The following is a 17,252-nucleotide window of genomic DNA, read 5'->3' as shown; positions in this document are numbered from 1 at the left end:
GCAGCGATGCGAGCCCGGTTCCGTGCGAGCCGGGCTCGTTGCATTTGGGGCCAAAACCCTTGTCGAGCCAAAGGCTTGCGCGTGCGGGTTGTATGGATATACAGTGTGCGTCACTCATTTCCCGCCGCCTTTCTCCCGTGCTCACGCTCCCCGACACCGCCGACGAATCCACCACGAAACAGGTCGCCGACTATCTGGCGAAGCTCAACGAGGCGCAGCGTCAGGCCGTCGAATTCGGCGTCGACGAACCGGGGCGCGCGGGCGGGCCGCTGCTCGTCATCGCGGGCGCGGGATCGGGCAAGACCAACACGCTCGCGCATCGCGTCGCGCATCTGCTGGTGAAAGGCGCGGATCCGCATCGCATCCTGCTGCTCACGTTTTCGCGCCGCGCGGCGCTCGAAATGACGCGGCGGGTGTCGCGCATCGCAATGAACGCGCTCGGCACGAGAAGCGCAATCGCGCAGGGTTTGTCGTGGTCGGGTACGTTCCATAGCGTCGGCGCGCGGCTGTTGCGCGATTACGCCGATCTCGTCGGGCTCGCGCCGTCGTTCACCATCAACGATCGCGAGGATTCGGCCGATCTCATGAACCTCGTGCGGCACGAGCTCGGTTTGTCGTCGAAGGAAAAGCGCTTTCCCGCCAAATCGACGTGCTTCGCGATCTACTCGCGCGTCGTCAACACGGGCGCGTCCCTGGCGACCGTGCTCGATCAGTCGTATCCGTGGTGCCGCGAGTGGGAAGCGGACCTGAAGCGCCTCTTCGCCGCGTACGTCAGCGCGAAACAGGCGCAAAGCGTGCTCGATTACGACGATCTGCTGCTCTACTGGTCGCATCTCGCGGCGGAGCCGTCGATTGCCGCCGATCTCGCGAGCCGCTTCGATCACGTTCTCGTCGACGAATACCAGGACACGAACCGTCTGCAGGCATCCATTCTTCTCGCGATGAAACCGGACGGGCGCGGCCTTACCGTCGTCGGCGACGATGCCCAATCCATCTACTCGTTTCGCGGCGCGACGGTGCGCAACATCCTCGATTTTCCCGGCCACTTCGATCCGCCCGCCGCGACCGTCACGCTCGACCGCAACTATCGTTCGACCTTGCCGATTCTCGAAGCGTCGAACGCGGTGATCGGCCTCGCGACCGAGCGCTACACGAAGAATCTGTGGACCGACAAGGCATCGGCGCAAAAGCCGCGCGTCGTTGCCGTCGCCGATGAAGCCGATCAGGCGCGCTATGTCGTCGAAAAAGTGCTCGAAGCGCGCGAAGGCGGCATGAAGCTCAAGGCGCAGGCGGTGCTGTTTCGTGCCGCGCATCACAGCGCGGCGCTCGAAATCGAATTGACGCGCCGGAACATTCCGTTCGTGAAGTTCGGCGGACTGAAGTTTCTCGATTCCGTTCATGTCAAGGACGTGCTCGCGGTGTTGCGCTGGGCCGAGAATCCGCGCGATCGCGTCGCGGGCTTTCGCGTCGCGCAGTTGTTGCCGGGCGTCGGACCGGCGATCGCCGGGCGCCTGCTCGACAGCGTGAGCGCGCCGGACGCGGTGGCGTCGAATGCGATCGCCGCGTTTCAGGCGCCCGCGCGCGCGTCGGAGGACTGGCCGCGTTTCGTCGGCCTGATGGCGAAGCTCTGCGGCCGCGACTCCGGCTGGCCCGCCGAGTTCGAAATGATCCGGCGTTGGTACGAGCCGCATCTGGAACGCAATCACGAGGACGCGGCGATCCGCATCGGCGACGTGTTGCAGATGGAAAGCATCGCGGCGACGTATCCCACGCGCGAGCGCTTTCTCACCGAACTGACGCTCGATCCGCCCGACGCGACCAGCGACGAATCCGGCGTGCCGCTGCTCGACGAAGACTATCTGATTCTCTCGACGATCCATTCGGCGAAGGGCCAGGAATGGCGCAACGTGTTCGTGCTGAACGGCGTCGACGGCTGCATTCCGTCCGATCTCGGCACGGGCAGCGACGAAGAACTCGACGAGGAACGGCGGCTGTTATACGTCGCGATGACGCGCGCGAAGGAAGACCTGCACATCATCACGCCGCAGCGCTTCTACGTGTACAACCAGACGCATCTCGGCGACCGTCACGTATGGGCGCAGCGCACGCGTTTCATTCCGCCGCATCTGATGCAGAACTTCGAAGCGGCCGCGTGGCCGCCCGTCATCGCGCCCGCTGCGCCGACGGCGGCGGGGCTGGCTGCGGCCGCGAAAGCGAAGATCGATATCGCGGCGCGCCTAAAGGGAATGTGGGACTGACCTGAATCTCAGCGCTGCGCGCGCGATGCACGCGGCGCGCGCGGCGACGGCGAGAAGATGCTGCGCAGCCATGCTGCGAAGCGTGTGTAGCCGTCGTAAGGCTCTTCGACGAAAAGCTCGGGCCGCAGCGAGCGCAGATATTCCAGCACTTGCTGCGCTTCCTGCTTCTGGATCGAGCCATAGAAGATGCCGAGCCGCAGCAGGCAGCGCAGTTCGCCGAGCTTCTCGCGCGCGGTCGAACCGATGCTCGTCTCCACCGAAATCTTGGTTTCATACACGCGCTGACGTAGCGAATCGGCGAGACGCCATGCGGGCGTCTGCATCTTTTCCTCGACTTCGCGAATATCCGCCGCCGCGGATTTGATCTGCGAGGCGAGCATGTCGACTTGCGATACGTCGCCGTCCGCTTCGGTGACGATCGCCGTCGCCCACGCGCGCGATGCCTTGACGAGATCCTCGGCGGTCCAGTCCGCGCGGATCGCGAACGCGAAGCCGTGCTCGGCTGCCTGCCGGATCAGGATCTCGACGACGTCCGGAAACTCCTTGTCGAGCGCGCGCTTCGCCCACGCGTACTGGCCGTGCGTGAGCATGCGCTGCACCGCCTGCTCGGTGAGCGGCGTGTTGTTGTCCAGGAGCTTCGCGCGCAGGAAGTCCTCGAACGAAGGCGTGACGAATTGCGGATCCAGCTTCAGCGACAGACGCGTGAACGCTTCGAAATCGCGCTGCAGCGAAGCGATGGTCTCGTCGCGTAACGATAAGGTGATTTGACGCATGTTGGTTCCCGGTTCCGCCTTCGATCTCCGAAGGCGGGAAAAGCTGTCGGCGCCGCGTCTCAGGCGGAGTCCATTCGTTTCTGTTATCGGCGCGCGCTTCGGGAACTTGAGGATTCTTCGATGCTCTTTGAAAGCCGTTTAACGGCTGATGGAGAGAAAACGTTTAGCGCAGCACGGCGAACTGCCACGCCAAAAACACCGCGAGCGACACGGCAATCGTCAAAAGCGGCCGCTTCGTGAACGCGCAAACGATGATCGCGACGATCGCAGCCACGAGCTGCGGATTGCGCCAGGTGATTTCCGCGCCGTTGCCGTGCGGCGAGACGGTCATCGGCACGATGATCGCGGTGAGCACCGTCACCGGCACGAACGAAAGCGCGGTGCGGACGATCGGCGGAAAGGGCAGGCGTTCGCCCAGCACGAACACGGCGGCGCGGATCGCAAACGTAACGGCCGCCATGCCGAAGATCAGCGTGACGTAGTTCATTGCGTGCGCTCCTTCGCGTTCTTCAGACGATGTTTCGCGTGGCCCTTCGCCTGCGGACGGTTTTCCATCAGCGTGAGCAGCATGCCGACGGCCACGCCGACGAACACCGCCGCGAGCAGGCCGAGCTTGTACGGCCAGCCTTGCCACGCGAACGACAGCACGCCCGATGCGAGCGCCGCCGCGACGAAGCGCACGGCGACGAGCTGCGGCACGACGATCGCGATGAACGTCGCGACCATCGCGAAGTCGAGCCCGAGCGATTTCAGTCCGGGAAACGCGGCGCCGAACAGGAGGCCGAGGAGCGTCCACAACTGCCAGTTCAGATACATCGCGACGCCGGAGCCGAAGAAGTAGTGCGGCCCGATCTCGCCCGGCGCGCGCTTCCGATAGTGCGCGTAGGCGACGGCGAAGACCTCGTCGGTGAGCATGCCCGCGAGCGCCCAGCGCCAGCGGCGCGGCAGATGCGCGACATACGGCGCGAGCGTCGCGGAATAGAGCACATGACGCAGATTGACGACGAGCGTCGTCGCCAGAATGACGGCGAAGCTCGCGTGCGACGCGATCAGGCCGACCGCGATGAACTGCGCCGAGCCCGCGAACACGACGAGCGACATCAACTGGCCGTGCCAGAGCGTGAGCGGACTTGCGGTGACGAGCGTGCCGAAGATCACGCCGAAGGGCGCGGCGCCGATCATCATCGGGATGGTGTCGCGTGCGCCGGCGGCGAATTCGCGCAAAGGTGTTGCTTTCAAGATTTCCTCCTATGGAAGCGAGGATACGCAAAACGTCGATGAGAATGCTTGTACGTTCTTGCGCTTTCCCGAGGCCGGACCGCCTAACGCCAGCGGCCGGGCGGCACGCCGAACGTGCGCTTGAAATGGCGCGTGAAGTGACTCTGATCCGTGAAACCGCTCGCCGCCGCGACATCCGTCACGGATGCGCCCGCGCGCAACGCCGGCAGCGCGCGCACGATCCGCAGCTGATTGCGCCACGCATGCGGCGCAAGACCGGTTTCGCGCGTGAAGAGGCGCGCGGCGTGGAAGGTCGAGAGACCGACCGTCTGCGCGAGTTCGGCGAGCGTGACGGGTTCGAGGAGATCGTCGGCCAGGCGGGATTTCATCGTCGTGACGCGGTGCGCGTCGGCGGCGAGCGGCGCGATGCGCGGACGTTCGAGCGCGTGGCGTCCGAGCAGCGTCGTCACTGCATCGACGAGCGCCAGTTCCGCGGCGAGCGGGTCGGCGCCGTTTTCCAGCAGGCGATGCGCGATCTGCAAACGCCGCGCGAGATCGGGATCGCGGATGATTTCATCCGGAAACCACGGCGACGATTCCGGCCGCCCCGACAGGTCGCACGCGAGAGTTTCGACGAACGGCACCGGCAGATAGAACACGCGATAGCGCCAGCCCGCATCGACGGCCCGCGCGCCGGTATGCACTTCGCCGGGATTGATCACCGGCACCGAACCGGCTTCGGCGACGTGATGCGCGCCGCGATAGTCGAAGCACTCCGCGCCGGCCTCGATCACGGGCACCGTATAGGCGTCATGCCAGTGCGGCGAGAATTCGTGATCGTAGTATTCGGCCGTGACCATGTCCGCGTCCGGCACGAGCGGCGAGCGCCAGTAGCGTGCGGCATTGCGGAAACGGTCGGCGTGCATGATCGAGCAATTCTGAGATAAGCGGAATCGCCCAGTTTACAACTTTGCTTCGCGCCCGGCCGGACAGTTGCGTGTCACTTCACCGGTATGGTCGTGCCCTCGGGCATCGGAACCGCCGTCACGCTGTTTTTCGGGCTGCCGGTCGCGATGCGGTCGCTGTAAGTCAGATAGACGAGCGTATTGCGTTTCGTATCGACGACGCGCACCACATGCAGCGTCTTGAAGATGAAGGACATGCCGGCCGAGAACACGTCGGTTTTCTGCTTGAGCGGTTCGGCGATCTTGATCGGCCCGACCTGGCGGCACGCGATCGACGCTTCGGTCGGATCTTCGGCGATGCCCAGCGTGCCTTTCACGCCGCCCGTGCGCGCGCGGGACACATAGCAGGTGACGCCCTGGACGAGCGGATCGTCGTACGCATCGACGGTCACGCGGTCCGATCCGGTGAAGCGGAAGTTGGTGTTGACGCTCGCGATTTCCTCCGCGTGCGCGAGTCCGGCGCCGGAGAAAAGTGCGAGCGATGCGGCGAGCGCGAGGACGGAGCGGTTCATCGTCATCCTTCGGAAAAGAGAAAGGGCGTCGTATTGTATCGACGCCCTTGGCTCTTCGATGCATCTCGTGCCCGCATGCGGTCAATGAAAGATCAGATACAGAATCACCAGCACGATGACCGGCACGCCGAGCAGCCATCCGAGTAGATAAGGCATGTTGTCCTCCTTCGCATGTTGTTTTCGACGGTTTCAGTATCGCGAGGATGCGCCGCCCGCGTTAGCCGTGCGTGTCCGAAATGCGTGTAGGCGACGTCCTATCATCACTTTCTTGCGGCTTACAGATTCGTAATGTGATTGGATCAGGCCGCGCGGTTTTTCTTCGCGGGAACATCGCGATACAGCGTGCGCACGTAATCGAGATGCGCGCCCGCGCACTCCCGCGCCCGCGCCGGATCGCGCGCTACGATCGCATCGAAGATCGCGCGATGCTGCGTCATCAGGTTCGCTTCGACTTCGTCGTCGTAATCGACGAGACGGTGCGACGTGAGCATCGATTCGCGCACCAGTTCATTGAGTCCGTGCATGACGTGCGTGAGCGCGACGTTGTGCGTCGCGTCCGCGATGGCGAGATGGAACGCCGCGTCTCTCTCCGCGATGCGCGTGCTTTTTTCGGCGACGGCGTTTTGCAGCGCGTCGAAGGCAGCGGCGATGCGCGCCAGATCGTCGTCGGTGGCGCGCTCGGCGGCGTAGGCGGTCGAGAGCGTTTCGAGGCCGTGGCGAAGTTCGAGAACGTCGGCGCTCGCGTTCGGCTGTTGCTCGAGCAGGGCGGCGAGCGGATGCGACACGAGCGGCGCGGTCACATCCGATACGACAAAACCGCCGCGCCCGGCCGCGCGGATGAATCCGTCCGACTCCAGACGGATCAACGCCTCCCGCAGCGACGGACGCGACACGTTCAACTGCTCCGCCAGATCGCGCTCGGCGGGCAGGCGCTGGCCCGGCAGCAGCGTGCCGTTCGAAATCAATTCCCGGATCTGTCCCGACACGACATCGGAGAGACGCACGCGGGCGTAGGAATGCGCATGGACGGGCTGGAAAGTCATCGTTCGACGTGAATGCGAGGTGAAAGCCGGGGAATGCCCGAGTTTGACACGAAAGAGGCATCTCATTAAAGTCTTGGTCAGACCAAGCTTACCAAATCGCCGAACCCGTCATGAAAGTCGCCTTGTTCGTCCCCTGTTTCATCGACGCTTTTTATCCGCAAGTCGGCATCGCCACGCTCGAACTGCTCGAACGGCTGGGCGTGGACGTCGACTATCCGCAGGATCAGACCTGTTGCGGCCAGCCGATGGCCAATAGCGGCGCACACAAGGAGGCTGCCGGCGCCGAGCGCGTGTTCGCGCGCAATTTCGCCGACTACGACTATGTCGTCGGGCCATCGGCGAGTTGCACGCATCACGTACGCGAGCATTTCACCGCGATCGAGCAGACGAGCGCCGTGCAGAAGGTGCGGCGCAATACGTTCGAGCTCGTCGAATTCCTGCACGACGTGCTGAAGGTGCGCGAGTTTCCGTGGGCCGAATTTCCGCACAAGGTCGGGCTGCACAACAGTTGCAGCGCGGTGCGGCATCTGCGCGAAACGTCGAATTCGGAAGTGGCCGGAACGCCGTATTCGAAGCCGCGCACGCTGCTCGAACGCGTGAGGGGTATCGAGTTCGTCGCGCCCGCGCGTCCCGACGAATGCTGCGGATTCGGCGGCACGTTCTCGGTGACGGAAGAGGCCGTCTCCGTGCGGATGGGTCAGGACAAGGTGCGCGATCACGTCGGCGCGGGCGCGGAGTACATCGTGTCGGGCGACATGTCGTGTCTCATGCATCAGCAAGGCTGCGCCGAGCGCATGAAAGCCGATGCGAAGTTCATCCACATCGCGCAGGTTCTGAACGGGGCGCGCGCATGAGCAAAAGCGTTCGTATCGATCACGCGAAGGCGGCGGGCGCGTTCCTGCAGAAGCCAGATCACGTCGCGTTCCACGACAAGCGTCTGTGGGACTTGCGCAGCAAGCGCGACGCGCAGGCGCACGGCATCCCCGAATGGGAGACGATGCGCAATCTCGCATCGGCGATCAAGGAACACACGCTGTCCAATCTCGCCGATTACATCGCGCAGTTCGTCGATCAGGCCGAGAAAAACGGCGTCGTCGTGCATTTCGCGGCGAACGCCGAGGAGCACAACGCGCTCGTCTTCAAGCTGATGAGCGAGCGCGGCATGACGTCGCTCGTGAAGAGCAAGTCGATGCTCACCGACGAGTGCTACATGCGCGACTATCTCGAACCGCGCGGCATCACGGTGATGGAAACCGATCTCGGCGAGCGCATCCAGCAACTCGATCATCAGGATCCGAGCCATATGGTCGTGCCGGCCGTGCACAAGCTGCGCGCGGACGTGGCCGAACTGTTCGGCAAGACGATCGGCACCGATCCGCGGAACAGCGACATCCACTATCTCGCGGAAAGCCAGCGCATGAACACGCGGCCGTATTTCGTGCGCGAGAAGACGGCGGGCATGACGGGCTGCAACTTCGCGGTCGCGGAGACGGGCACGGTCGTCGTGTGCACGAACGAGGGCAACGCGGATCTTTCGGCGAACGTGCCGCCGCTGCATATCGCGTCGATCGGCATCGAAAAGATCATTCCGACGATCAGCGATCTCGGCGTGTTCGTTCGAATGTTGTCGAGAAGCGCGCTCGGCTCGCCGATCACGCAGTACACGTCGCATTTTCGCGCGCCGCGTCCGGGCACGGAGATGCACTTCATCCTCGTCGATAACGGCCGCTCAGAACGCCTCGCGATGGACGATTTCTGGTACTCGCTCAAGTGCATCCGCTGCGGCGCGTGCATGAATACGTGTCCGGTGTATCGCAGAAGCGGCGGGCTTTCGTATGGCGGGACGTACTCCGGTCCGATCGGCGCGATCATCAATCCGACGCACGATTTGAAGCGCTATAGCGCGCTGCCGTTCGCGTCGACGATGAACGGCAGTTGCACGAACGTGTGTCCCGTGAAGGTGAACATTCACGAGCAGATCTACAAGTGGCGCGAGGTCATCGCCGAGAAGCACGAAGTGCCGTTCGTGAAGCAGGAAGTGCTGAAGATGGCGGGGCGCCTGCTCGCGAGCCCGACGCTCTATCGTGCGACGGTCGCATCGCTCGGCGGCGCGTTGAAGCGCCTGCCCAACTTCGTGCTCTACAACCCGCTCAATATCTGGGGACGCGGCCGCGATCTGCCCGAAGCGCCCGCCGAGACTTTTCACGAGTGGTACAGGAAAAACCGGAAGCTCGATAAATGACGACTCGCGAAGCTTTTCTCTCGAAGATCCGCGCGGCGCAGCCCGCATCGCGTCCGCGCCCGGACGTGCCCGTGTTCCCGTCGCCGGAAGGCGAACTGAAGGCGCGCTTTACGACCGCGCTCACCGCGATGGGCGGCACATGCGTCGAAGCGGCCACTCTCGAAGACGTGAACGCGCTGATCGCGGCACGCTTTGCCGATGCGAAGGTGATTGCATCGGCGGTTCCGGGCGTCGACGGCACGCGGCCGCTTTCATCCGATACCGTGCCGGCATCGCTTCGGGATGTCGATGTGGGCATCGTGCGAGGGCGCTTCGGCGTCGCTGAAACGGGCTCGGTGTGGTTCAGCGAAGAAGAGTACGTCGTGAACGCGATCGGCTATCTGTCGCAGCATCTCGTCGTGCTGCTCGACCCGGCGCAACTCGTCGAGGGCTTGCAGCAGGTGTATCGACGCGACGATTTCAAAGCGGCCCGATATGCGGTACTCGTGACGGGGCCGTCGGCGACGGCGGATATCGAAGGCGTGCTGATTCGCGGCGCGCAGGGCGTGCGCTCGCTGACCGTCGTGTGGCTTGCGTGAAGCGATGAAGTCAGCGCACAAAGCAAAAAGCCCAGTCATGCGACTGGGCTTTTTGACAGAAGCTTTTGGCTCCCCGACCTGGGCTCGAACCAGGGACCTACGGATTAACAGTCCGGCGCTCTACCGACTGAGCTATCGGGGAACAACTGAAACATCTACAACTGAAATAAAAACTCAGCCAACTGACCGAGCTCTTTTGAAACCGACTTGCTGGAGTTTTTGGCTCCCCGACCTGGGCTCGAACCAGGGACCTACGGATTAACAGTCCGGCGCTCTACCGACTGAGCTATCGGGGAACATCTACAGCAGAGAAGCGGAATTATAGGGGGCTGCTTTTGGCGTGTCAACGCTCAATCTTCATTTGATACGCATTTTTTGCAATCAAATGAAGCGCGTGCGTCGGCGAGCGCAACAATCAACGCTCGAGCAGACTCAGCTTTTCCTTGACGTCCTTGAACTCGTCCGCTTCCGGAAGCGAGCCTTTCGTCTTCGTGATGCTCGGCCAGTTACGCGCGAGTTCAGCGTTCAGTTCGGTGAAGTGCTGTTGGTCGCCAGGCACGTCTTCTTCGGCGTAGATAGCGTTCACCGGGCACTCGGCGACGCACACGGCGCAGTCGATGCACTCGTCGGGATCGATCGCGAGAAAGTTGGGACCTTCGCGGAAGCAATCCACCGGGCACACGTCCACGCAATCGGTGTACTTGCACTTGATGCAGCTTTCGGTCACAACGTGAGTCATTCAGGCTCCTGCATGCGGAATTCGTGGGGGCGGCGCCCTGGCGGCTGCATGGGCCGGAAGGTGCGCTTGCCGAAACGCATATTGTAGCGTAACGGTAAAAGTGGGCGCGCGCCGCGCGAAGCGCTCTTTATATCGATTCGTGATGTATGTATGCGCGGCGTCGCAAAAGGGCAGGGCGCGGATCATGTCCGCGCGGACATTCGGGTAACATGACCCTAAAGGCCTCGGGCTGCGCGCTGGCAAGCAGGCAAAGCGCGCGGTCCATTCGCGTGGATGTTCCCGTCAGAACCATGATCATCAATTCGCTGCTCGATACCGACCTCTACAAGTTCACGATGATGCAGGTCGTGCTGCATCACTTCCCCGCGGCGCATGTCGAATATCGCTTCCGCTGCCGCACGCCGAATGTCGATCTCGTGCCGTATATCGATGAAATTCGCGACGAGGTGCGCCAGCTTTGCAATCTGCGCTTCAAGGAAGAGGAACTGGATTATCTGCGGCGCATGCGCTTCATCAAGAGCGACTTCATCGATTTCCTCGCGCTCTTCCATCTGAATGAAAAGTCGATCCGCATTTCGCCGTCGCCCAAGAAGAACGGCGAGATCGACATCGAGATCGAAGGGCCGTGGCTGCACACGATTCTCTTCGAGATTCCGGTGCTCGCGATCGTCAACGAAGTCTATTTCCGCAACACGCAGCGCAAGCCCGAGTATGAAACCGGCCGCGAGCGCCTGCGCGACAAGATCAAGCTGCTCGCCACGCCACCCGAATATTCGGACTGCAAGATCGCCGATTACGGCACGCGCCGCCGTTTTTCGGGGCAGTGGCACGAGGAAGTCGTGCTCACGCTGAAGGACAAGCTCGGCGCGCAGTTCGCCGGCACGAGCAACTGCTTCTATGCGATGAAGCACGGCTTGCGGCCGCTCGGCACGATGGCGCATGAGTACTTGCAGGCGTGTCAGGCGCTCGGCCCGCGTCTGCGCGACTCGCAGATCTTCGGCTTCGAGATGTGGGCGAAGGAATATCGCGGCGACCTCGGCATCGCGCTGTCGGACGTCTACGGCATGAAGGCGTTTCTGCGCGACTTCGACATGTACTTCTGCAAGCTGTTCGACGGCGCGCGCCACGATTCGGGCGATCCCTTCGATTGGGGCGAGCGCCTCATCCGGCATTACGAAGAAAACCGCTGCGACCCGCGCACCAAAGTGCTCGTGTTCTCCGACGCGCTCGATATCCCGAAGGTGCTGCAGCTGTACGAGCGTTTTCGCGGACGTTGCCAGCTCGCGTTCGGCGTCGGCACGAATCTCACCAACGATCTCGGCTATCAGCCGCTGCAAATCGTCATCAAGATGGTTCGATGCAACGGTCAGCCGGTCGCGAAACTCTCCGATTCGCCCGGCAAAAACATGTGCGACGACAAGGCGTATCTCGCCTATCTGCGTCAGGTCTTCGGCATCGAGCAGCCGGTCGGCGACGACTGAGCGACGCGCATTCGTCCATTCGGCCTATGCCGTTCGGCCGAGGTTCGTGCGTGTATGCCGCTCGCTATAATTCGGACGCGTCGTAAATCATCGCGGCGCGCACGAATCTCAAGCACGCCAACACGAGGACGGCACCATGGATACATCGGACGCGCGCCGCAATATTCTCGCGCGCATTCGCAGCGCGCAGGGCCGTCGCGGCAAGGCTACGGATGCCGAGCGCGCTGGCGCAGACGAGTATGTCGAGCGACATCCGGCGGGTCCGCGTCCTCCGTTGCCTCAGACGCGTGACGAGCTGATCGCGCGCTTCACGCTCGAAGCGGAGCGTCTCTCCACGACCGTCGCCGAAGTCGAATCGATCGACGATGCGCCCGCCGAAGCCGTGCGCTATCTCCAGTCGCTGAACCTTCCCGTCGATGTCGTCGCGTGGCCCGCGCTTGCTCATCTGCGCTGGTCCGAAGCGAGCATTCGGGCGGCGTTTCGCAAGCCTGCCGATGAAGATCTCGTCGGCATCACCGGCTGCTTCTGCGCGACGGCTGAAACCGGTTCGCTCGTGCTGCTCTCGGGCGCGCAGACGCCCGCATCCGGCGCGCTCTTGCCGCAGACGCATATCGCGATCGTGCCGGCGTCGCGCATCGTCGCCGCGCATGAAGATGCATTCGCGTTGATGCGCGCCGAGCGCGGCGAGTTGCCGCGCGCGGTGAACTTCGTGTCGGGTCCGTCGCGCACCGGCGATATCGAACAGACCATCGTGCTCGGCGCGCATGGGCCGTATCGCGTGCATGTGATCGTCGTGCGCGGAGCGTGAGTCAATGCGGCGTCTGGTTTTGTACGTGCCTTGCGCGATGCTGGCGCTGATCGCGGCGCCGGCCGCTGCTGCGACGCTCGACGGCGCGACGCTCCCGGCCACATGGGGCATACCGTTCGTCGGCATCCTGCTTTCCATCGCGGTGTTTCCGCTCGTCGCGCCGAAGGTTTGGCATCACCATTTCGGCAAGATCGCGGCGGGGTGGGCGATCGCGTTCCTCGCGCCGTTCGGGCTTGCGTTCGGTGTCGGCACGGCGGGCAGCGTGCTCGTCCACGCGATGCTCGAAGAGTACGTGCCGTTCATCATTCTGCTCGCAGCGCTGTATACGGTCGCGGGCGGCATTTGCGTACGCGGCAACCTGCACGGCTCGGCTCATCTCAATACCGGACTGCTCGCGCTCGGCACCGCGCTCGCGAGCGTCATGGGCACGACGGGCGCGGCCATGCTGCTGATCCGTCCGCTTTTGCGCGCGAACGACAATCGCAAGCACGTCGTGCATGTCGTCGTGTTCTTCATCTTTCTCGTCGCGAACGCAGGCGGCTCGCTCACGCCGCTCGGCGATCCGCCGCTTTTTCTCGGCTTTCTCAACGGCGTCGGCTTCTTCTGGACTACCGTGCATCTCGCGCTGCCGATGCTCTTCGTCTGCGCCGTGCTCCTCGCGGTGTTCTTCGTGCTGGACAGTTTCTACTGGCGCAGGCACGACGCGCGGCCCGCGTTTCTCGACCCGACGCCGGATACGCCTCCGCTCGGCATCGACGGCAAGATCAATTTCGCGCTGCTCGCGGCGATCGTCGTGCTCGTGCTGATGAGCGGCATCTGGAAACCCGGCATCACGTTCGACATCTTCGGCACGCATGTCCAGTTGCAGAATCTCGTGCGCGACGTGCTGCTCGTCGCCGTGCTGCTCGCATCGCTCGCGCTCACGCCGAAAAGCGCGCGCGCGGGGAACGCGTTCGACTGGGCGCCCATCGAGGAAGTCGCGAAGCTCTTCGCGGCGATCTTCATCACCATCGCGCCGGTCATCACGATCCTGCGCGCGGGTGAATCGGGCGCGTTCGCGGGCATCGTGCACGCGGTGTCGGATGCGCAGGGCAAGCCCGTCGACATCGCGTATTTCTGGGCGACCGGTCTTCTGTCGTCGTTTCTCGACAACGCGCCGACCTACCTCGTCTTCTTCAATCTCGCGGGCGGCGACGCACGCACGCTCATGACCACCGACGCCACGACGCTCGCCGCCATCTCCGCGGGCGCGGTCTTCATGGGCGCGAACACGTATATCGGCAATGCGCCGAATTTCATGGTGAAGGCGATCGCCGAATCGCGCGGCGTACGCATGCCGAGTTTCTTCGGTTTCATGGCGTGGTCGGGCGCGATTCTCTTGCCGCTTTTCGCCGTTCTGGGCTGGCTATTTTTCTAGGAGCAACCGATGAAGAAGAAAGTGCTGGTAGCGCGTCCCACTTTTCCCGACGTGATCGAGCGACTGAAGCAGCATTTCGATGTCGATGTGAATCTCGGCGACGTGCTCCCGCAGGAAGAGTTCGCGCGGCGTCTCGCCGACAAGGACGGCGCGTTCACGGCGGGCGAGATGGTCGGCGAGAAAGAGCTTTCGGGTGCGCCGAATCTGAAGGTCGTTGCGAACATGGCGGTCGGCTACAACAACTTCGACATGCAGGCGTTCGACGCGCACAAGGTGCTCGGCACCAACACGCCCAACGTGCTGAACGAAACCACGGCCGATTTCGGCTGGGCGCTGATGATGGCGGCGGCGCGTCGCGTCACCGAATCCGAGCACTTTCTGCGCGCGGGCAAGTGGCAGAAGTGGTCGTTCGACTCGTTCCTCGGCACCGATGTCTACGGCTCGACGCTCGGCGTGATCGGCATGGGGCGCATCGGGCAGGCGCTGGCGCGGCGCGCGGCCGGCTTCAACATGCGCGTGATGTATCACAACCGTTCGCGCGTCGCGCCGGAAATCGAGCGCGAGCTGAATGCCGAGTACGCGTCCAAGGAAGATCTGCTCAAGCGCGCGGATCATGTCGTGCTCGTCGTGCCTTACTCGAAGGAAAGCCATCATACGATCGGCGCGGCCGAACTCGCGCTGATGAAGCCGACGGCGACGCTGACGAATATCGCGCGCGGCGGCATCGTCGACGACGCGGCGTTGATCGCGGCGTTGCGCGACAAGCGCATCGCGGCGGCGGGCATCGACGTGTTCGAGGGCGAGCCGAATTTCAACCCGGATTTCCTGCTGCTCGACAACGTCGTGCTGACGCCGCATATCGCGAGCGCGACCGAAGGCACGCGCCGCGCGATGGCCAATCTCGCGGCCGACAATCTCATCGCCGCGCTGGGCGAAGGGCCGCGCGCAGGCAATCCGCCGAACCCGATCAATCCGGACGTACTGAAGAAATGATGGAACTGCTGGTTGGCGCGATCGCCGTGCTGGCGATCGCGCTGGTGGTCTCGCTCGTCGCGCTCGTCATGACGATGCGGCGCAATTCGAACGCGGTCATCTTCGACGAGTTCGAAGCGCTCACCGATCGCGTCAACGACATGGGCGAGGCACACGCGCGCGCGCAGGAACGGCTCGAACGCGGCTTGCGTGGCGATATCGCGGAGAGCGCGCGCGTCTCGCGCATGGAATCGCAAAGCGGCTTCGCGCAATTCCATCAGACGCTTTCGACGCAACTGGCGAGCACGTCGAACGTGCAGAACGCGCAATTCGACGCGCTTGCGCAGCAGCTCGCACAGCAAAGCCAGCAGGCGCGCGAGGATCAGGGCAACGCGTTGAAGCGCTTCGCCGATTCCATGTCGCTGCATCTCGCGCAGCTTTCCGAAGCGAACGAGCGGCGGCTCGGCGAAGTGCGCGCGACGCTCGAAGCGCGCCTGAAGGACATCGAGGCGAACAACGCGACGAAGCTCGACGAGATGCGCCGCACCGTCGACGAAAAGTTGCACGCGACGCTGGAGCAACGGCTCGGCGAGTCGTTCAAGCTCGTCTCCGACAGGCTGGAGCAGGTGCATCGGGGACTCGGCGAGATGCAGACGCTCGCGGCGGGTGTCGGCGATCTGAAGAAGGTGCTGACCAACGTCAAGACGCGCGGCATCTGGGGCGAAGTGCAGCTCGAAGCGCTGCTGGAACAGTTGCTCACGCCCGATCAGTACGCGAAGAACGTCGCGACGGTTCCGAAGAGCAACGAACGCGTCGAGTTCGCGATCAGGCTGCCTGGCCGGCACGACGCGCCGGGTGCGCCGGGCGACGTGGCTACGCCCGTGTGGCTGCCCATCGACGCGAAATTTCCGCGCGAGGACTACGAGCGTCTGATCGATGCGCAGGAACGCGCGGACCCGGCCGGTGTCGAGGACGCGTCGCGCGCGCTGGAAGGGCGCTTGCGCGCGGAGGCGAAATCGATCGCGCAGAAGTACGTTGCGCCGCCGCACACGACGGACTTCGCATTGCTCTTCCTGCCGACCGAAGGTCTCTACGCGGAAGTCTTGCGCCGTCCTGGCCTGAGCGATTCGTTGCAGCGCGAGTTTCGCGTGACCGTCGCGGGACCCACGACGCTGACCGCGCTCCTCAACAGCCTGCAGATGGGCTTCCGCACGCTGGCCATCGAGAAGCGTTCCAGCGAAGTGTGGCAGGTGCTCGGCGCGGTGAAGACCGAGTTCGGCAAGTTCGGCGAAGTGCTGGCGCGAACAAAGTCGCAGCTCGAAACGGTGACGCGCTCGATCGAAGCGGCGCAGACGCGCACGCGGCAGATGGGCAAGCGCCTTCGGGATGTCGAGGCGTTGCCCGGCGAACAGGCGGCGGGGTTGTTGGGCGAGGCGTTCGGCGATCCGTCATCGCCCGAAGGCGACGACGAGCCGTGATGCAGGACGCGATTCAGGACGCGAGGCGTTCGAGCGGCTCGCCCGTCACGCGCACGATGCGCCAGTCGGGCAGCACGGTCGCGCCCATCTTTTCGTAGAAATCGATGGCGTTCTGATTCCAGTCCAGCACCGACCATTCGAAGCGGCCGCACTGGCGCTCGACCGCGAGCGCGGCGAGCTTTTTCAGCATCAGCGTCCCGAGGCCGCTGCCGCGCATCGAAGGACGCACGTAGAGGTCTTCGAGATACAGGCCGCGCTTGCCGAGGAAGGTCGAGAAGTTCTGGAAGAAGAGCGCATAGCTGACGATTTCGCCTTCGACTTCCGCGACGAGCGCTTCAGCGGCCGGTCGTGCGCCGAAGAGCGCGTCATGCACGCCTTGCTCCGTCGCGATGAACAGATGCGTGAGCTTCTCGAACTCGGCCAGCTCGTACATCAGGCCGAAGATCGCGGCGACGTCGGCGGGCGAGGCCGCGCGGATGATCGGGGCGCTCACGCTTCCTCCGGCGCGTCGGAGAGCACGATCTCGATGCCGCCGAAACGCGAGGCCACCCAGTTGTACGCGTGGCACGCGATCCACAGCAGGATGAAACCGAGAATCGCGTTCAGGAGCAGCGCGCTCGTGACGGTGCTCACTTCCACCGAGCCGTATCGCACGAACGCGACCACGACGCCGAGCAGCACAATGGGCACGCTGAAAGTCAGGTACACGAGGATCAGCGCCTTGGCGGTCTGTCCCGGTGCGATGAATGAAATCTGCTTTTTCATGGA

General features: G+C 63.6%; 18 protein-coding genes and 2 tRNA genes. 9 read left to right on the top strand and 11 right to left on the bottom strand.

The window, feature by feature from the left end; genetic code table 11:
• Positions 1-137 precede the first annotated feature (137 nt).
• Positions 138-2,258, top strand: a complete 2,121-nt coding sequence (locus NCT05_RS11855) for an ATP-dependent helicase (protein WP_250434973.1) — start codon at positions 138-140, stop codon at positions 2,256-2,258.
• 8 nt (positions 2,259-2,266) lie between these two features.
• On the opposite strand, the gene NCT05_RS11850 is transcribed toward NCT05_RS11855, so the two are convergent.
• From NCT05_RS11850 to NCT05_RS11825, 6 genes are all read right to left on the bottom strand, one after another.
• Entirely contained in the window at positions 2,267-3,031 is a 765-nt protein-coding gene (locus NCT05_RS11850) for a DUF4088 family protein (RefSeq protein WP_008342301.1), read from the bottom strand.
• A gap of 163 nt (positions 3,032-3,194) precedes the next feature.
• A complete protein-coding gene (locus tag NCT05_RS11845) occupies positions 3,195-3,518 on the bottom strand; it encodes an AzlD domain-containing protein (protein ID WP_250502309.1) in 324 nt (107 codons plus the stop codon).
• Positions 3,515-4,216, bottom strand: a complete 702-nt coding sequence (locus NCT05_RS11840) for an AzlC family ABC transporter permease (RefSeq protein ID WP_085955274.1) — start codon at positions 4,214-4,216, stop codon at positions 3,515-3,517. Before NCT05_RS11840 ends, NCT05_RS11845 begins: the two co-directional genes overlap by 4 nt.
• A gap of 137 nt (positions 4,217-4,353) precedes the next feature.
• Positions 4,354-5,175, bottom strand: coding sequence for a helix-turn-helix transcriptional regulator (locus NCT05_RS11835; RefSeq protein ID WP_250502308.1), 822 nt, complete (start codon positions 5,173-5,175; stop codon positions 4,354-4,356).
• A gap of 74 nt (positions 5,176-5,249) precedes the next feature.
• Positions 5,250-5,726: a CreA family protein gene (locus NCT05_RS11830; RefSeq protein ID WP_008342297.1), complete on the bottom strand. Its 477-nt coding sequence runs from the start codon at positions 5,724-5,726 to the stop codon at positions 5,250-5,252.
• Between the two features lie 299 nt (positions 5,727-6,025).
• Complete coding sequence (locus NCT05_RS11825) at positions 6,026-6,769, bottom strand: FadR/GntR family transcriptional regulator (protein WP_034472660.1); 744 nt, start codon at positions 6,767-6,769, stop codon at positions 6,026-6,028.
• Positions 6,770-6,879: 110 nt separating this feature from the next.
• Here NCT05_RS11825 and NCT05_RS11820 point away from each other — a divergent pair, with 110 nt between their 5' ends.
• Genes NCT05_RS11820 through NCT05_RS11810 form a run of 3 tightly spaced genes read left to right on the top strand, consistent with a single transcriptional unit; the run spans position 6,880 to position 9,589 of the window.
• Positions 6,880-7,623, top strand: coding sequence for a (Fe-S)-binding protein (locus tag NCT05_RS11820; RefSeq protein ID WP_034472657.1), 744 nt, complete (start codon positions 6,880-6,882; stop codon positions 7,621-7,623).
• The gene (locus tag NCT05_RS11815) at positions 7,620-9,011 is read left to right on the top strand and encodes a lactate utilization protein B (RefSeq protein ID WP_250434969.1); all 1,392 of its coding nucleotides are present in this window, start codon (positions 7,620-7,622) and stop codon (positions 9,009-9,011) included. The genes NCT05_RS11820 and NCT05_RS11815 overlap by 4 nt, the downstream gene beginning before the upstream one ends.
• Positions 9,008-9,589: a LutC/YkgG family protein gene (locus NCT05_RS11810; RefSeq protein WP_250502307.1), complete on the top strand. Its 582-nt coding sequence runs from the start codon at positions 9,008-9,010 to the stop codon at positions 9,587-9,589. The genes NCT05_RS11815 and NCT05_RS11810 overlap by 4 nt, the downstream gene beginning before the upstream one ends.
• 66 nt (positions 9,590-9,655) lie before the next feature.
• Here the strand turns inward: NCT05_RS11810 and NCT05_RS11805 are convergent.
• From NCT05_RS11805 to fdxA, 3 genes are all read right to left on the bottom strand, one after another.
• Positions 9,656-9,731 (bottom strand) — tRNA-Asn (locus NCT05_RS11805).
• Between the two features lie 78 nt (positions 9,732-9,809).
• Positions 9,810-9,885: transfer RNA gene (locus tag NCT05_RS11800), tRNA-Asn, on the bottom strand.
• A 119-nt stretch (positions 9,886-10,004) separates the two neighbouring features.
• Entirely contained in the window at positions 10,005-10,328 is a 324-nt protein-coding gene (gene fdxA, locus NCT05_RS11795) for a ferredoxin FdxA (RefSeq protein ID WP_008342289.1), read from the bottom strand.
• A 290-nt stretch (positions 10,329-10,618) separates the two neighbouring features.
• Here fdxA and pncB point away from each other — a divergent pair, with 290 nt between their 5' ends.
• From pncB to NCT05_RS11770, 5 genes are all read left to right on the top strand, one after another.
• Positions 10,619-11,809, top strand: a complete 1,191-nt coding sequence (pncB, locus tag NCT05_RS11790) for a nicotinate phosphoribosyltransferase (protein ID WP_008342288.1) — start codon at positions 10,619-10,621, stop codon at positions 11,807-11,809.
• 136 nt (positions 11,810-11,945) lie between these two features.
• Positions 11,946-12,617, top strand: coding sequence for a LutC/YkgG family protein (locus tag NCT05_RS11785; protein ID WP_250502306.1), 672 nt, complete (start codon positions 11,946-11,948; stop codon positions 12,615-12,617).
• 4 nt (positions 12,618-12,621) lie between these two features.
• Positions 12,622-14,034, top strand: coding sequence for a sodium:proton antiporter (locus NCT05_RS11780; RefSeq protein WP_250502305.1), 1,413 nt, complete (start codon positions 12,622-12,624; stop codon positions 14,032-14,034).
• A 9-nt stretch (positions 14,035-14,043) separates the two neighbouring features.
• A complete protein-coding gene (locus tag NCT05_RS11775; protein ID WP_008342282.1) occupies positions 14,044-15,027 on the top strand; it encodes a 2-hydroxyacid dehydrogenase in 984 nt (327 codons plus the stop codon).
• The gene (locus NCT05_RS11770) at positions 15,024-16,484 is read left to right on the top strand and encodes a DNA recombination protein RmuC (RefSeq protein ID WP_250440021.1); all 1,461 of its coding nucleotides are present in this window, start codon (positions 15,024-15,026) and stop codon (positions 16,482-16,484) included. Before NCT05_RS11775 ends, NCT05_RS11770 begins: the two co-directional genes overlap by 4 nt.
• Positions 16,485-16,497: 13 nt before the next feature.
• Here the strand turns inward: NCT05_RS11770 and NCT05_RS11765 are convergent, their stop codons facing one another.
• Together NCT05_RS11765 and NCT05_RS11760 are read right to left on the bottom strand one after the other, a co-directional pair.
• The gene (locus NCT05_RS11765; protein ID WP_051078884.1) at positions 16,498-16,917 is read right to left on the bottom strand and encodes a GNAT family N-acetyltransferase; all 420 of its coding nucleotides are present in this window, start codon (positions 16,915-16,917) and stop codon (positions 16,498-16,500) included.
• Between the two features lie 56 nt (positions 16,918-16,973).
• Positions 16,974-17,249: a hypothetical protein gene (locus tag NCT05_RS11760; RefSeq protein WP_008342276.1), complete on the bottom strand. Its 276-nt coding sequence runs from the start codon at positions 17,247-17,249 to the stop codon at positions 16,974-16,976.
• Between the last annotated feature and the right edge of the window lie 3 nt (positions 17,250-17,252).

The sequence above is a fragment of the Caballeronia sp. AZ7_KS35 genome (assembly GCF_023631045.1).
Taxonomy (GTDB): Bacteria; Pseudomonadota; Gammaproteobacteria; order Burkholderiales; family Burkholderiaceae; genus Caballeronia; species Caballeronia zhejiangensis.
The sequence above is the reverse complement of the archived record's forward strand: the minus strand, read 5'-3'. Positions and strand labels throughout refer to the sequence as shown.

Coding starts and splice junctions, on each gene's coding strand:
- NCT05_RS11760 (WP_008342276.1), bottom strand. CDS start 17,249: ATGAAAAAGCAGATTTCATTCATCGCACCGGGACAGACCGCCAAGGCG.
- NCT05_RS11780 (WP_250502305.1), top strand. CDS start 12,622: ATGCGGCGTCTGGTTTTGTACGTGCCTTGCGCGATGCTGGCGCTGATC.
- NCT05_RS11835 (WP_250502308.1), bottom strand. CDS start 5,175: ATGCACGCCGACCGTTTCCGCAATGCCGCACGCTACTGGCGCTCGCCG.
- NCT05_RS11845 (WP_250502309.1), bottom strand. CDS start 3,518: ATGAACTACGTCACGCTGATCTTCGGCATGGCGGCCGTTACGTTTGCG.
- NCT05_RS11810 (WP_250502307.1), top strand. CDS start 9,008: ATGACGACTCGCGAAGCTTTTCTCTCGAAGATCCGCGCGGCGCAGCCC.
- NCT05_RS11830 (WP_008342297.1), bottom strand. CDS start 5,726: ATGAACCGCTCCGTCCTCGCGCTCGCCGCATCGCTCGCACTTTTCTCC.
- NCT05_RS11820 (WP_034472657.1), top strand. CDS start 6,880: ATGAAAGTCGCCTTGTTCGTCCCCTGTTTCATCGACGCTTTTTATCCG.
- NCT05_RS11775 (WP_008342282.1), top strand. CDS start 14,044: ATGAAGAAGAAAGTGCTGGTAGCGCGTCCCACTTTTCCCGACGTGATC.
- NCT05_RS11840 (WP_085955274.1), bottom strand. CDS start 4,216: ATGATGATCGGCGCCGCGCCCTTCGGCGTGATCTTCGGCACGCTCGTC.
- pncB (WP_008342288.1), top strand. CDS start 10,619: ATGATCATCAATTCGCTGCTCGATACCGACCTCTACAAGTTCACGATG.
- NCT05_RS11815 (WP_250434969.1), top strand. CDS start 7,620: ATGAGCAAAAGCGTTCGTATCGATCACGCGAAGGCGGCGGGCGCGTTC.
- NCT05_RS11770 (WP_250440021.1), top strand. CDS start 15,024: ATGATGGAACTGCTGGTTGGCGCGATCGCCGTGCTGGCGATCGCGCTG.
- NCT05_RS11785 (WP_250502306.1), top strand. CDS start 11,946: ATGGATACATCGGACGCGCGCCGCAATATTCTCGCGCGCATTCGCAGC.
- NCT05_RS11765 (WP_051078884.1), bottom strand. CDS start 16,917: ATGTACGAGCTGGCCGAGTTCGAGAAGCTCACGCATCTGTTCATCGCG.
- NCT05_RS11825 (WP_034472660.1), bottom strand. CDS start 6,769: ATGACTTTCCAGCCCGTCCATGCGCATTCCTACGCCCGCGTGCGTCTC.
- NCT05_RS11850 (WP_008342301.1), bottom strand. CDS start 3,031: ATGCGTCAAATCACCTTATCGTTACGCGACGAGACCATCGCTTCGCTG.
- fdxA (WP_008342289.1), bottom strand. CDS start 10,328: ATGACTCACGTTGTGACCGAAAGCTGCATCAAGTGCAAGTACACCGAT.